The organism is Nostoc sp. ChiQUE01b (genome assembly GCF_034531255.1).
In the GTDB taxonomy this organism is placed as follows: domain Bacteria; phylum Cyanobacteriota; class Cyanobacteriia; order Cyanobacteriales; family Nostocaceae; genus Nostoc.
In genome coordinates this window covers 26660-41696 of record NZ_JAVRBM010000032.1, presented here as the reverse complement: position 1 = coordinate 41696, position 15037 = coordinate 26660, and the positions used below count along the sequence as shown (strand labels likewise).

Here is a 15037-nt window from a genome sequence, read left to right as displayed (position 1 = left end):
CTAACCTACATTGAAGTTATTTTTTAGGCTTAACCAAACAGTATTGGGTAGTATCTTGAGATCAGGGAAAAAAGTTAATTACTAATCGCTGATTTTCTTTGTATGGCTAAGTTGAATTAGCAGCCAAGCTGCTCCAGAGGATATCAATAACAACGGTGTCAACCAATCACCACAATGCACATATAAAGTCTGCGTTTGTCGTCGATAAATTGTTTCAGCATGAGTTTCGTAAGTATTATATCCAGATAATTGTAGGTTGGGTTGAACGAAGTAAAACCCAACAATTAACGCTCAACGTTGGGTTTCGTTCCTTAAGCCAACTACATAGCTTTTCTAGATTATGTGAAAAGTAAGTTGTACAATACAGCAGCTTGCGGGTAAATGAGGTACAAATATCAATAATAAAATTCTTGTGGTGCGGGCATCTTGCCCGCTACATGTGTACTTAACTTAGATGAAATATGCTGTATGTCAATTTCTAACCCTGCATCTGTCGAAGTATATTAAACGCCTTACCTCGCAACCCAACTGGTAACAACGATAAACCTAAACCAGTCCAAGCTTTAGCAGTCGAAAAAGACTGTCCCGCTAAAACTAACTCTCTGCCTTTTTGCGTTTCACCCTTTTCAATCAAACGCAAACCTAATAATAATTGCGTTTCAGTTAAACGATTTTTTCTGACTTTCTCTAATTTATCAGACTCAAACTTATAACTTTCTAAATACTGGATTTTATCAAATAAATAAGGAATGGCTCGATTAATACCTTGCTGCTCTGCATGGGAGCGATATTCCATCAATAATTCTGGTAAGTAATAGCCCTTTTTCCCTGCCAAAGCCAGACGTACAAATAAATCATTATCCTCACAATTTTGGAGATTTGGCTGCATATATCCTAATTCTTGCAAAGTTTTACGGCGAAATAATGTCGCCCCCACTTGAAAGCTTTGCCGAATAAATACGACTTCCAACAAATTATTTACCACACCTGCAGGTAAATTCTTCCTACCCCAGCGATGAGAATTTTCTTGAGTTTTTACCTCATCCCGGACATTGTTAATATCAATTATCCAATGGTCTGTACCAACAAAATCAATGCTAGAGTCATGAGTAAGAATAGCTGCGGTACTTGCAAGAAAATCGGGTGTTAGTCGGTCGTCATCATCAAATTTAATAAAATATTCACCGCTAGCACCATCAAAGCCAGAGCGCATATTATTACTTTTACCAATATTTTGCTGATGACGGATATATTTAATCCGGTTGTCTGTGTACTGTGACATCAACTCAGGTGTACCATCGCTAGAACCGTCATCACAAATAATTAGCTCAAAGTCTTGCTCAGACTGATTGAGTACACTGTCAATTGCGAAAGGCAGTAAATTAACTCGATTAAAAGTGGGAATGGAAATACTAACTTTAGGCATTTTGGCAAGATGAGAGTAGACATTGCTCACTAACTAAACGCATAATGAGCAAGGCTGGGCAAAAACTAAGTGTAGGAAATAGTTTGATTAATTTTATTCCAAAGTTTTTTGATAAATCGATTGCTTTTAGTCGCTATGGTGGGTGGCTTTAATTGCTTCGGTTTTTGCTCTGGTTGCTTCAGAAAGCGATAGTGTAAAAATTCATTTTTGTAACGAATATCAACATCTTCACCTTTACACAAGCGGGCAAATCCAATAGGAGAATAGCCCATATAGTGAAGGCGATGAATTGGTTTTAATCCCTGTTGGTTGTAAAGAATATTATCAATGTTCACAAATGGATTTGCATTAGCACAGTTACCAGTTCTATCTTCACCATTGGGACTGAGTGTAAAGTTAAATAGTGGTCGCGCAATTCTAAAAGTCATGTAACTAAATAAATCTGCGTCACACCACCAAGCGATTTCGTTAATCAATTCGACTTCCTTATCTTCTATCAATCGCTTTTTGAGTATTTTTAATTCTTCAACCCCTAAAATACCCTTTTTTGAACCAAAAAAACTAGAACAGTGGATTTCTCGTCTAATTTCAGATTCAGGCAAAGACATTTTTTCTTCTAACTTTGGTAAGTCGAAAGCTGCAACTGAAGTTTGTTTTGTGTGTTCCCAGTCATCAAATACAAAGTCGTATTGATCTAGTTTTTCTAAAACCTTATCCAGCTTATTCATTGCCAAACTATCAGCATCATAAAATACAAATTTTTCAAACTCACCGTCAAAAGCAGACATTTTTCTGATTAAATTATTTTTTTTGTTCCATTCGATAGAATTTTTATTTTTTCGGTTATTTCTTGGATAAGCGTTCCAAACTTGAATAGCAAAATCCTCCCATTTTTTGATCGAGCTTTTATTGTCAAACAGGGTGACATTCGGTCGAGAATGTATTTCCTGCTTAACTCGTTTTAAGCGGTCATCATAGGGAATAATACAAATAGGAATATCTGGACTAACATTCACCTCAATGCTGTTTAGCAAAGCTACTAGTTGGTCAAATACCACGTCATTAGCAAGTGTGTAAATTCCAAAATTATCCATTGTAATAAATTACTTTGATTTTTGATTTACTGAGTAAAACCAATTCTCTGTGAAGTTGCATGCACATCATTTCGACCCCTCCCAACCTTCCCGAACTCGCGGAAAGTGCCGCAGTTAGTGAGGTTATTTCTACACATCTTTATACAGAATTGGTCTAACGCGAATAATACGATCGCTATTTTTTGACCTATTATTCTCAAATTTTTGAGTAATTGTCCTTTGTCATTTCAAATTCGCAATTTGCAATTAATAACACCCCACGCATGAATGTGGGGGCTTGAAATATAGATGCTGCGCGTTTTTGTTTCTCCATGATTAAAATCAGGGGCTTGAAACCCGAATGAATTAATTTTCAATTACGTCCGCAATTGCGAATTGCGAACTGCGAATTGCGAATTGTTTCGGTCATTGCTTATACAAAAAGGTACTTATTTGCAGTTGCAGATGTGACTTTTATAATTGACATATCCCATTCCCGATTTTTCATTGTCCCTAGAGCTTGCTTCTAAGAGTTGTCTATGATACTTTGCTAACTAGTCTTAAATACAGTAACTCCATCAAGCTACCGTACTTTATTGAACACTATCGTTGATATAGCCGAAGGAGTGGAGAGTTAAGAGTACTTAAGTACTTTACCAAATATATGATAACTGGAAAAGCCAATCTTGCCGATTCAAAAGTAGATACCTGACGTAAACCTGAATTTTTCAAATCATCCAGAGCATTTCCGATCGACCAAGCACCTGCTGCGATCGCACTCCACAAAATCGCCAACTTAGTTTCCTGAACTTGGTAGCGAGGATATAGCAAAGTGCTGTTAGCGGAAGCGGGGCGTTTAGCCCGTGCTGAGTAGAAACTCAGTATTATCAAAGGTTTCAGCAACCAACATAGTCCTAACCTATGCTTCGACTGCTATAACACCCTACAATGAATATACGTATGCAAACTATTTACAACCGTAAAGTCAAAGGTGGAGGCTAAACGTTGGCACAATTCCAAGCAGAACCTCTGGCTTTATCAAGCTCTCAAAAAAATTGGGTCTTACTCGGTGTCGGACTTGGGGTGTTCATGTCTACCCTGGATGTGGGCATCATTAATGTTGCTTTGCCCACATTGGTGCAAGCCTTTAACACTAGTTTTCCGATCACCCAATGGGCTGTATTAAGTTACCAGTTGGTCAGTTCCGGTTTAGTTTTGGGAGCAACGCGCTTGGGGGATATGTGGGGTAAGAAGTCCTTATATCAGGGGGGACTTATTCTGTTCACTTTCAGTTCGCTGTTGTGTGGTTTTGCACCTACTATCGAGTGGTTGATCGCCTTTCGGGCACTTCAAGGACTAGGTGCCGTGTTCATTTCTGGGCTGAGTTTAGCAATTATCACAGAAGTTTTTCCCTCTTCCGAACGAGGTCGGGCTGTTGGCGTCATCGGTAGTGTAGTGTCACTAGGAATTGCTTTTGGCCCTTCCGCTGGCGGGTTGCTCTTAAGCTGGTCAGGCTGGCATAGTATATTTTTCATCAATGTACCCTTGGGGATTATCGCTAGTTTCTTAATAGCTCGCGTAGTGCCACCTTCTGCACGTATTGAGGGCAAACAGAAATTTGACTTTTTGGGAGCCATATTGGCTTTATTGACTCTGGGTAGTTTTGGTTTAGGTATGACGCTAGGGCAAAGCCAGGGCTTTAGCAGTACTAATGCATTAATATTATTAGCGATCGCCGCCGTGAGTTTCACTACTTTTTTGGCAGTTGAAGCGATTCTAAAGCAGCCACTACTAGAGCTAAAGCTGTTTCGCAATCTTCAGTTGAGTATGGGTTTGCTAAGTGGCTGGCTAGCATTCATTGTTATTGGCGGTTCACTACTCATCGTCCCTTTCTTTCTAGAGAGGGTCAAGCATTATCCGACAGTAAAAGTCGGGCTGTTACTAGCCGTACCAGCTGTACTTAGTGGGTTAATTGCCCCCCTAGCTGGAATACTTTCAGACCGCTTTGGCGCTCGACTAATCAGTTCAATTGGGCTGGGGTTGATGATTGGCGGCTGTCTGGGGATTAGCACCTTTGATGCTCAAATTACTGAGTTAGGCTATGTATCGCGCTATTTTATTTACGGCATTGGTCTGGGTTTATTCCAATCGCCCAACAACAGCACTGTTATGGGATCGGTACCGAGAGAGCGTCTAGGGATTGCTTCTGGGCTTTTGTCTTTGTCACGTACATCAGGAAACACCGTAGGAGTTTCTCTAATTGGGGCAGTATTTGGAGCCTTAATCGCTAGTATGTCTGCGGGTGCAGATGTCTCTGTTGCCCCTCCTGATGCGATCGTTGCAGGGTTTCAAGGAACTTTTCGTTTTGCAGCCCTAATACTATGTGGGGCAGCTATTGCATCCGTTTTGAGGATTGGTAAGAGGCTGGGGGCAGGTTAGCTGGTTTTAGAGATGTACTGATTTTTGAAAATCACGCCACCGCAAATTCTGTATATTGTCTAACATCCTCTGGATGAAAAGCTAAAACAATTTTATCTTTGGGAATTCCTGCAGCTACAAGTTCATTGGCAATGCCATATTCAGTCCCATCACGCTGAATCCAGATTTTACTATCAATATAGCAAAGTGCTGTTAGCGGAAGCGGGGCGTTTAGCCTGTGCTGTTAGCGGTAGCGGGGCGTTTAGCCCGTGCTGAGTAGAAACTCAGTATTATCAAAGGTTTCAGCAACCAACATAGTCCTAACCTATGCTTCGACTGCTATAATTTCAATATGAATAATACAACCATAAACCCGTTCTTCCCCTTGCCATCCCAAAGTCATCACTATGTAATTAGTAGCTGTGCGGTCAATGATGAGTTTTGTTTCTAATTGACCATAGGCATAGGGAATTTTGACATATTCAGTCAAAATGTCTTCGATATTTTTTTGATATTTTTCTAAGGTATCCATTGCACAATTACCTCTTGTTTTTGGTCAAATATTAATAGACGCAGACGATTTTTTTCAATAAAATCTTGCTTATGGGTTCAGAAAAAATTTCAGTGTAAGTTCGCTGAGGAATGGCAAGATACAAAATGCGATCGCTTGTGCCAGTTGCGTAAGTCCTGTTACAAATACCTACTCGCTTCAGGAAAAGATTTTTAGATCAGGCGATCGTCTGGATAACGCTTGAATTAAGCCGCGCCGATAAACGGCGTCGGCTTGAATGAATTGTTAAGCTACTACGTTAACAGAAAGATTAATCCTCAATATTTAAAATCCAATTTTGTAATTTTCGTTTTAATATAGGATTTCTACATAGCCTTCCGTTCCATTAACCCGAATTCTCTGTCCGTCATTGATCAGTTTGATAGCATTATCCACTCCGACAACTGCTGGTAAGCCATATTCACGTGCGATAACTGCTCCATGGGTCATCAGTCCACCAACTTCGGTGACTAAGCCTTTTATGGATATAAACAATGGTGTCCAACTAGGGTCAGTAAAGGAGGTGACTAATATATCTCCATCTTCTAGATCAGCATCTTCCATGTTTAAGATGACACGTGCTCGTCCCTCTATAACTCCGGAAGAAACAGGTAGACCTATAATAGCTTCGGCTGGGAGATTTTCTCGTTTGTACCGACCTGCAATGATTTCACCATCAGACGCGATCACACGTGGGGGAGTTAGTTTTTCATATAATTTGTACTCGTCTTTTCGTTTACTGATGATCTGGTAATCCAGTTTATTTGTGCGTACGACTTCGCGAAATTCTTCAAAAGTGAGATAGTATATATCTTCTTTTTCATGAATAACGTTGGCTTGTACGAGTTGTTCGGCTTCTTTCAGTAAAGCCTGCTTATAAACGAAGTAGCGATTAATCATGCCGTATTTTGGATATTCACGATAACCGATGAAATTCCGGTAATGACCGATCATTTGTTTTGTTTCTTTGGCCTTTTGTTCACCATCCGGTAATTGCTTCAATCGTTCTAATAACTCTTGTTCTTTTTTCAAAGCCGACTGTAGCCCTTGCTCAAATCTCTGTTTGCTGGTATTAGGCTCAAAGTTCTTGATGTTGCTGAGAATCATGGGGACAAGTGTAGCTGGTTTTTCGCTCCAACGAGTTCTCGTAATATCGATTTCTCCGACACATCGCATTCCGTATTTGTTGAGATAAGCATAGATAGCGTCCTGGGCTTTCTGTCCACCATCAAACTTAACCAGTTCATCCAAAAAGTTATTCTCTTTTATATGTTGTAAATACTCAATTACTTCCGGATAAGGGCGAATCACATCTGCGACATCCAACAGCGCCAGACCCATGGACGAAGTAATATTGTTTGGTACAGATTGAGAAAGCGTGTCTGCTACGTTTTTTTCACCTAACCACTCGTTCATTTTTTCATTGATCCATGATGAAGCATTCATAGCAGTCATAAACACACGCGAACTTTGTGGGTCAAATAAAATCTTCTTCAATTGCTGGATATCTTCCAGAATGAAATCAATCAGATCCGCTCCCGATTTCGTTCGGATAGTTTGTTTTAACTCTTCTATCGACGTTTGATTACTCTTAATCAAATCAGAAACGATTGTCGGATCGTTTTCGATTTGCGCTTGAGAATCCGCAGGTGGCACACTATTATTCCTGTTACTGGGACTTTGTTCTTTTTTATCATTTGGTAACGATTTTATGAAATCTCCCCGCTCTATTGTGGTCATGAGCGCGTCTTTTATGAGCGGATCGTGTTGTCCTATGACATTTAATAATATTTCTCTGCTGACAGGCGAAGCCAGTTGTTGTGTGACATCAACAAACAACCTGCCACCAGCTTTATACATGGGTCGAGCAGCTGTTAACTGGAATAAAGACAATCCCAATGGTTTCATGGGGTCGGTCATCATTTGTTGATGACCAACAGATAGATAAACGTGATTTTCCCGATCATTTGCTTCAGGGATCGGGTATAAAGTAGTGATTGGCCGACTCTGGACAATATAAAATGTGTCATCAACCAAACACCATTCGATGTCCTGGGGGTGGCCGAAATGTTCTTCGATCTTCCTACCTATGCGCTCAAGTTCCAAAATCTGCTCATCCGTCAGCGCTTGCCTATTCTGCCGCTCAGGCTCAATCTCCTGTGATTTCGTACCGCCATCTTTTAAGGCATAAATAGCCAGCTTCTTGGTGGATATCTTCTTATCGATAACCTTGCCGTTCCGCACTTTATAGATATCAGCATTCACCAGACCGGAAACCAAGGCCTCACCAAGACCGAAGCTGGCATCAATGGATAACACCTTCCGATTAGAAGTGACGGGATCGGCAGTAAACAAAATTCCTGCCACCTGCGGGAAGATCATCTTCTGAACAACCACAGACAGGTGGACTTGACGGTGGTCGAAGCCGTTTTGCAGGCGGTAAATTACTGCCCTCTCAGTAAATAGCGATGCCCAGCACTTGCTGATGTGCTGATAGATTGTCTCCTTTGCGATAATGTTCAAATATGTATCCTGCTGGCCTGCAAAGGAGGCTGTCGGTAAATCCTCCGCTGTTGCGCTCGATCGTACTGCATAGGCATTTTTTTCTCCCAACCTGGAGAGAAGGCGGGCGATCTCTTGATTAATGTCTTCAGGGATGGCTATCCCTTCAATGACCCTGCGAATTTCACCGCTAAGTTCACCGATTTTATGCCGGTCTTCCACCTTTAAAAGCGATAACTGATCGAGTAATTTGTTAATCGACGACGTTTTCCCAATGATTCTTTTAAAGGCTTCAGTAGAAATACAAAAGCCATCTGGTACGTGTATTCCTTCAATCTTGGAAAGTTCCCCCAGGTTCGCGCCTTTACCCCCAACAACCGTGAGTTTTGTTTTATCAACATCTTGAAGACAAAGCACAAATGAACTCATCAGTTTCCCTCCTTTGGCAATTCATACTACGGTTGCAATCAGCGGCGGCAAACAGCCTCTGCATCACAACCAGGATCTTCAACAGTCCGCTGCATTGCAATTGTTAGGCGGCTCCACTCACACCGCCTTTGTGTACTTCATAGCGCAACTCAGCCATGCCAGCACCCATCTGATGAACAGACACTAGGCGCAGAACTGGGCTTAACACTCTGCGAGGGAATAGCGGCTTACCCTTGCCAAGGGTGGCCGAGCCAACCTGGATAATAAGCTCATCCAGTAAACCAGCATCGTAGAACTGACCAGCCAGATCTCCGCCTCCAACTATCCAGATGTTTTTGGTACTAGCAGCAGCTCGCATTTGGGCGTGGGCGTGGTGCACATCTCCATTGACGAATCGGATGTTCGCACCTTCGATTATTGTCAGCTTGCGACTAGAGAATATCCAGGCTGGCTGAGTGTATGGCCACACAAAGCCAGTCTCAGTGGCAACCTTTTTTGCGTTGCGTACCATCCACTCGTAAGTTGCTGATCCCATTGCCAACGCACCCACATCTAAAATGAACTCTGGATAGCTGGAGTCATTCAGGTCACCAAGCGGAAACAGCCAATCTAGTGAGTCATTCTCAGTAGCAATGAAGCCATCAAGACTTGTCGCTGTGAAGTACTGAGTTTTCATTTTTGTATGCAACTCCTAAATATGACTTCAAGCGCCTAACGGTGTCCATCACCCACCGCAGATCACCTTTGCATCATAACCGATCAACTCTCGGCGGTCGGTGTGCATGGGCGTTGTTGTGCGGTGATCGCTCACTAGCTGCCGCTACTGCGGTGCGATCGCGGTTGCAGGATGCCAATCTGCTCGGTTCAAGCAATAAACAAAACAGTCATCGTCGCCAAACCTTCGTGGTTCAACAAATTGGAAGCCAAGACGTTCATAGAAGCGGTGAGCGCGAGTATTGCTGGCAAGTGGATCGATGAGGACAGTCGTCACACGCGGCTCGGCAAAACATCGAGCTAGGGCAAGCTGCATCATTCTTGTGCCGTAGCCTTTGCCCAAATCTGTTTGTTCCCCAATCCAGATATCAATGGCACGAAGATCCGGTGCAACATCGCCCCAATAGTGACTTTCCTCTCGTGCCGGATCTATGATCTGGATAAAACCAATAGGACGACCTTCGATTTCAGCAATCAATTGCTCTCTCCAGTCAGGATTGCGACTCAGTTCTACCTCCCAGTTCCAATCATCGTTAGGATCTGCGGCAATGACATGAGGTTGCTGCTCCCAGTGTTGCAGCAACTTCAAGTCAGCAGGGGTGGCAGGGCGTAGATTAATCATCACTAGACCTCTTGCAAAAGTCCGCTAAACCCCACCCCCAGCCCCTCCCCGCCTGCGGGGAGGGGAGACTATGACGTAAGTCAAAGGTGGGGTGGGGTTCTTATTTTGGATTTATGCAAGAAGTCTACTACACAAGCCTCGTCCGCTTACAATCGCGCATAAATGGTTGCCATACCTTGCGGTTCATTGATGTATTTACCACTATGTAAGGGGCTGTATGTCTCGTTGTAAAGACACAGGCTCTGAGGATTTTTGGCAATAAACTGCATCATCTGTCGATGAGGTTCACCCCGGAAGAATTCTTTCAGGCTGTTTTCAGCAAACCCAATAACTCACCATGATAACTTCATTAAGACCACAGATGCCTGCTTTGACTTGCATACAACCTTTAGCTTTAGCGGTGACGTTCTTGATCCACAAAAGCTGTTTCCACATCCAGAAAAAGCCAGGGAGATCGCGAGCCACAAAACCATTGACAAAAACGACTGCTTCTGGGCTTTCTGGAAGATTGATTCGGTAAACAGAATAACTCATACATCAATACTCTTAACCGTTACAAGTAGGCACAAGCTAGATGGACAAAACAAATTAACTATGGGGTTATACTCAGCACTCAGCACTCATAACTGGGCACTACTGAAGCTATCCTTCCACTTTTGCATGTCGTGACGTTATGATCGCATTCACTGCAACGAGCAACACCAGCCAGAACCCCGTATCAATATCCAGTAGAATGCAAAAACAGGAAACTATTAATAGTCCCCAACCTACAAATGCTGGTAATGGTAGATTCAACTGATTTTCAATCCAATGGCACAGAAAACCATAAAGAATCATCAAGAATCCTGGCACAAGCAACCAGTAGTATCCCCAGATACGAAGCTGATTCGATTTGGCAGCATCAACCACACCAAGACTAATTATTTCCTGCCAAATTCCACTAAATCCCAGTGCTCCTGGTATTCCTAATGCGATCGCACTGTGCAATAATCCAATCATAATCAGAGCAAGACCGTTGATTTTGTTCATTTTGGTTCTCCTGTGTTTTCAGTAACCCACTGGACGAGTTGAATGACGACACCATTCGGATCTGTCACCTGAAAGAATCTCTCTCCCCAAGGCTCAGTCTCGATCGCAGTTGTAATCGGTACACCTTCTGTTTGGATTCGCGTGTATTCTCGATCGATGTCATCGACCACAAAGACAATCAGCAGACCGTCCGCTCGATGTCCTTGCATGTGGATAGGTTTGAAGCTTGCCAGTCCAGTTTGAAGAAAGATTAGATTGAAACCAGCATCTGGTCTGGAGAGACAGATAAAGCCCTCGGCTGACATTTCTTCATAGAAGCCAAAATGTTGCTTGATGAACATTGCTGATGCCATCACATCATCAACGTTGAGTGAAAGCGCTGAAGCTGTAATTTGCATTTCTATTTCGGTAACTCTACTTGGGTAGTTTATGTCAGCATGACATACTCCCTAGACCCAAGAATTGTAAAAAAATGACCTCAATGGGGCAACTCCACATGGCAGGGATGGAAGCCTCGTCGTGAATATTCCGTTGGTGTGCAATCCGCGAATGCCCGAAACTCGTGAATCAAGTGTGCTTGGTCGAAATAGCCACAGGTAAAAACAATATCCATCCAGTTAACTTGGTTTTTAAGAGCCAGCAGATTCAGGACTTGCTGAAACCGCTGAATGCGACAAAACAGCTTTGGCGTTAACCCGACTTGATCCCGAAAGAGTTGGTTGAAATGGCGGGTACTAAATCCGATTTGATCGGTTACAGATCGAACGGTTGGCAGCGTGGATCGCTGAAACTGCTGCACTGCAAAATCGACAGCAGGATGGGGAGCAGGCTTAAGCAGCATCTGCATCAAAAACCGTTCTAATACAGAAAATCGGTTTTTCAAGGACGTTTTTAACAAGCGTTCGCGCAATTGGGCGGCATGACCTTGCCACAGTTCATCCAATGAAATATTTTCATTATGGAGTTCACCAGCAGGTAGTCTAAAGAATGCAGTCCCTCCGCCGGGTCTAAAATGTACACCCATCACAGATATTTTGCGATCGACTTGGGCAATAAAATTTTCAGAATGTGTGCCGCAAAGCATTGTGCCATTGGTGCTACCGTGTTGAACTCGACTCTGGCGATCGAGTAAAAAATAAGAAAATGCTCCCCGATGTTGCCCACCCCCGTTATATTCTTTGGCTGTTTCGCGATCGCGGCAAGCTGCTAGAAAAATATGTTTTGCGCGTGGGAAAGTCCAACCAGTGGTATTTTTTGCTAGACTGCGCTCAGTTGATAGTTGCTCGACATCTTTATTGAAAAATATAAAACTGTTTAATGGGCGCTTTCTTCTATCAATAGGAGCGAGACGTACTAATGTGTCCGTAATCCTAATTTTTGACGATACACTGCAAATATATGTTTACTGGCTAGACTACAACGATAGGCGATCGCTTTCCGAATGATTGTCAAAATAATTCGTAATTGATAATATTTCGGCTCCCTTGTCTTCGAGACGCTACGCGTAGCTTGCTTCCCGAAGGGTACGACTCCGCTCAGGGCAAGTCGCTCAATACAAGTTCGTAATTCGTAGTTGTTAACACCCCTACACCTGAAGAGAAGGGGCTTGGTCAAACCCTAGCTGCAATCACAGCGGTACTGTATTTTCTGCACCTATCCTTGATCTTAATGGTATTTGTGCGCCCTGAAGCAGTCGGAGCAGATTTTTACCCAGTATTAATGCTTCCTGTTGACGAGATAAGCCGAGCAAGCGAATCTTATGTAACTCTAGACCAGGATGTAACCAGGGGCCATCTGAACCAAAAAGAACTTTGTGGACGCCACCACGCTTAACAGCTTGCACTATATAATCAAACCGCCGAACACCTGATGTATCGGTGTAAACATTAGGAAATCGAGCGATTTGGTCGATGACTCGCACATGAGCGCGCCAGTCATCTGCAAAACTGCCAAGGTGAGGCAGAATAAAGTTTACATCGGGGTATTGTGGGGCTAGCAGTTCAATGATATCTGTTTTGCCAGCCACATCATAGAGGAGGGGAAGCCGAAAGCGACGGGCAACTTCACACACTTCACGGGTAGCAGGGGCTTCATGTCCGTGAACTTTGATACCACAAAATCCCCACTGGTTGACTGCCTTTTCAATCATTGCGTGAATGTACCCGCGATCGCGCCGAGGATGAATGAAAGCAAAACCAATGAAGCGATCGGGATACCTCGCCACAATTCGAGCGGTGTTGGCGTTTGCCTGCTCATAGTTACTGTGAAAGGGAGAAAAGATAACGGTTTTATCAATTCCTGCGGCGCGTGCCCGTTTTAAGTAAAGTTCAACAGGTGCGTCGGTGTCCCAAGGGCCTGTGAGTAAGTCACCTTTTCCAGCATGGCAGTGGCAGTCGATGAGCATGTTTTCTACTCCATTAGGAAGGCGATCGCTCTAGAGAAATTCATCAGTCAACCGTTCTTTAGCAAGTGTGATCGCCCGCTCTCACCGCAACTTTTCAATCACAATTAAAGCAGGCGACAGTTCCAAATGGTTCAAGTAGGGCGAATCGAGAGCGATCGCAATTTTCATAGATTGATTCATCGTGCCGAGCACCTCTTGCAGCAAGTTTTCAATTAGCGGGCAAAGTAATTATTGTCATGGACGGGATTATCTTGTAAAAATCTTTGTAAATCATGAATCTGCTGAGGCTGTGATAGTAAACTGTCGTAATTCCACCACCTCCCATCTCTGTCCTTTAAGATCGTAATAAAGTGCGGCTTATTGCTCAAAGGAAGAATGACCCTTTTGATGTTGTTGCTGTTTAAAATTTGCTCTTGATTTAGCTGTTGTATACCACGCACATTTCGTAGGAGTTGGTTAACGAGTTGTGGAGGGTTTCCTCCATCCAGAACCATATTTTTGGCATCTTCTTCATTTATTCCTAGTCCTAGTCCTTGATAAAATTTGGTTCCCTGCTTAATAAAATTCTTCCTCTTGCTGAATTCAGGGTGGAAATGGCGTAACGCATAGAAAGCGCACAGATCCCTATCCTCCGGTGTGCACTGCTGATGAAATTTCGTCCTTGGTAAGGATGGCTGACTCTGCTGGGCTACTTTGCTCGGTATGCTGCCACGTGTACGAACCTCAGACTTAGTACTGCGATCATGAAGGCGACTAAGGCTGCTACTCAAGCGCTGTTTGAGTTGTTGGGGTCGCTGCACGGATGGTGCAGGTGCAGTTGGACGAGGAGCCATTCCGATTGGGCGTGGACGAGGAGGCATTCCTATGGGACGTGCACGACCTAGTTTCAAAGCCGCTCGCCGTAATGCTGGTGCTGCCCTACGGAGTGTCGATGCGGCTCTTCTAGCGGCGGGTGCCGCCCTGCGGGCTGCCAATGCGGCTCTTCTGGCGGCGGGTGCTGCCTTGCGGAGTGTCGATGCGGCTCTTCTGGCGGCAGGAGCCGCCCTGCGGGCTGCCAATGCAGCTCTTCTGGCGGCAGGTGCTGCCCTACGGAGTGTCGATGCGGCTTTTCTGACGGCGGGTGATGCCTTGCGGACTGTCGATGCGGCTCTTCTGACGGCAGGTGCTGCCTTGCGGACTGTCGATGCGGCTCTTCTGGCGGCGGGTGCTGCTCTACGGAGTGTCGATGCAGCTTTTCTGACGGCGGGTGCTGCCTTGCGGACTGTCGATGCCGCTTTTTTAGCGGCGGGTGCTGCCCTACGGAGTGTCGATGCGGCTTTTCTGGCGGCGGGTGCTGCTCTACGGAGTGTCGATGCGGCTTTTCTGGCGGCGGGTGCTGCCTTGCGAACTGCCGATGCCGCTTTTTTAGCGGCAGGAGCAATTTTTCTAGCAGCAGATACAGCTCGACCTAAACTTCCCAAAAAGTGTTCATCTTCGTACTCGTTCTCATATTCATACTCATCCTCGTATTCGTACTCGAATTCTTGAATGGGAAGCGATCGCACAAACATAATTGCACTTTGCTGGCGATCAATGGGTTGAGTCACAATCTTATACTTTCTGGTCTTGCCGATCGCTGTGAAAACTTGAGTATTCTGATTAGCGCTTGAACGAGTCGCATTGGTGACGACTTGAGCGATCGCTCGAACAACAGCAGCTTCACGGCTTCCATTCAGATTGTTCTGAACTAGATGGTGTAATCCCGTTTGTTGCAGATTTGACGCTATCTTTGCCAGTCCAGAACGAGTCAATCGCAAGGTGTAACCATCCCGTGTCTCTCCTTGCCAAACGACAGGAGCAGACTTTGGAGTTGTTGTAGCAAACATATTAG

At 44.0% G+C, this 15037-nt stretch carries 14 protein-coding genes and 2 pseudogenes; 2 read left to right on the top strand and 14 right to left on the bottom strand.

Features of this window, described 5'->3' with window-relative positions:
* Positions 1–81: 81 nt before the first annotated feature.
* The 4 genes and pseudogenes from RMY63_RS20795 to RMY63_RS20780 all read right to left on the bottom strand — a co-directional run.
* Positions 82–270, bottom strand: a pseudogene (locus RMY63_RS20795) (apolipoprotein N-acyltransferase); the annotation flags it as partial.
* A 208-nt stretch (positions 271–478) separates the two neighbouring features.
* Complete coding sequence (locus RMY63_RS20790) at positions 479–1426, bottom strand: glycosyltransferase family 2 protein (protein WP_322730525.1); 948 nt, start codon at positions 1424–1426, stop codon at positions 479–481.
* Positions 1427–1491: 65 nt separating this feature from the next.
* A complete protein-coding gene (locus tag RMY63_RS20785; RefSeq protein ID WP_322730524.1) occupies positions 1492–2520 on the bottom strand; it encodes an Npun_R2821/Npun_R2822 family protein in 1029 nt (342 codons plus the stop codon).
* Between the two features lie 582 nt (positions 2521–3102).
* Complete coding sequence (locus RMY63_RS20780) at positions 3103–3402, bottom strand: hypothetical protein (RefSeq protein ID WP_322730523.1); 300 nt, start codon at positions 3400–3402, stop codon at positions 3103–3105.
* A 102-nt stretch (positions 3403–3504) separates the two neighbouring features.
* Between RMY63_RS20780 and RMY63_RS20775 the strand changes: the two genes are divergently transcribed.
* Positions 3505–4938, top strand: a complete 1434-nt coding sequence (locus RMY63_RS20775; protein ID WP_322730522.1) for a DHA2 family efflux MFS transporter permease subunit — start codon at positions 3505–3507, stop codon at positions 4936–4938.
* 31 nt (positions 4939–4969) lie between these two features.
* Here RMY63_RS20775 and RMY63_RS20770 read toward each other — a convergent pair.
* From RMY63_RS20770 to RMY63_RS20735, 8 genes and pseudogenes are all read right to left on the bottom strand, one after another.
* Positions 4970–5449: pseudogene (locus RMY63_RS20770) on the bottom strand (XisI protein).
* A gap of 330 nt (positions 5450–5779) precedes the next feature.
* The gene (ppsA, locus tag RMY63_RS20765; RefSeq protein WP_322730521.1) at positions 5780–8398 is read right to left on the bottom strand and encodes a phosphoenolpyruvate synthase; all 2619 of its coding nucleotides are present in this window, start codon (positions 8396–8398) and stop codon (positions 5780–5782) included.
* 103 nt (positions 8399–8501) lie between these two features.
* A complete protein-coding gene (locus tag RMY63_RS20760; RefSeq protein WP_322730520.1) occupies positions 8502–9074 on the bottom strand; it encodes a dihydrofolate reductase family protein in 573 nt (190 codons plus the stop codon).
* Positions 9075–9218: 144 nt separating this feature from the next.
* The gene (locus tag RMY63_RS20755) at positions 9219–9734 is read right to left on the bottom strand and encodes a GNAT family N-acetyltransferase (protein WP_322730519.1); all 516 of its coding nucleotides are present in this window, start codon (positions 9732–9734) and stop codon (positions 9219–9221) included.
* Between the two features lie 315 nt (positions 9735–10049).
* A complete protein-coding gene (locus RMY63_RS20750; protein ID WP_322730518.1) occupies positions 10050–10268 on the bottom strand; it encodes a hypothetical protein in 219 nt (72 codons plus the stop codon).
* A gap of 108 nt (positions 10269–10376) precedes the next feature.
* Complete coding sequence (locus RMY63_RS20745; protein ID WP_322730517.1) at positions 10377–10763, bottom strand: DUF6463 family protein; 387 nt, start codon at positions 10761–10763, stop codon at positions 10377–10379.
* Positions 10760–11161 carry a VOC family protein gene (locus RMY63_RS20740; RefSeq protein WP_322730516.1) on the bottom strand — a complete coding sequence of 134 codons (402 nt, stop codon included), beginning with the start codon at positions 11159–11161 and terminating at the stop codon, positions 10760–10762. The genes RMY63_RS20745 and RMY63_RS20740 overlap by 4 nt, the downstream gene beginning before the upstream one ends.
* Positions 11162–11241: 80 nt before the next feature.
* On the bottom strand, positions 11242–11847 hold the full coding sequence (locus RMY63_RS20735) for an AraC family transcriptional regulator (protein WP_322730515.1): 606 nt from the start codon (positions 11845–11847) through the stop codon (positions 11242–11244).
* On the opposite strand from RMY63_RS20735, the gene RMY63_RS20730 reads away from it, so the two are divergent.
* Positions 11832–12062 (top strand): hypothetical protein, encoded by a 231-nt coding sequence (locus RMY63_RS20730; protein ID WP_322730514.1) that lies wholly within the window; start codon positions 11832–11834, stop codon positions 12060–12062. The two genes, RMY63_RS20735 and RMY63_RS20730, sit on opposite strands and share 16 nt — an antisense overlap.
* 328 nt (positions 12063–12390) lie before the next feature.
* On the opposite strand, the gene RMY63_RS20725 is transcribed toward RMY63_RS20730, so the two are convergent.
* Positions 12391–13167, bottom strand: coding sequence for an amidohydrolase family protein (locus tag RMY63_RS20725; RefSeq protein WP_322730513.1), 777 nt, complete (start codon positions 13165–13167; stop codon positions 12391–12393).
* A 212-nt stretch (positions 13168–13379) separates the two neighbouring features.
* Positions 13380–15032 carry a hypothetical protein gene (locus RMY63_RS20720; RefSeq protein WP_322730512.1) on the bottom strand — a complete coding sequence of 551 codons (1653 nt, stop codon included), beginning with the start codon at positions 15030–15032 and terminating at the stop codon, positions 13380–13382.
* Positions 15033–15037 lie beyond the last annotated feature (5 nt).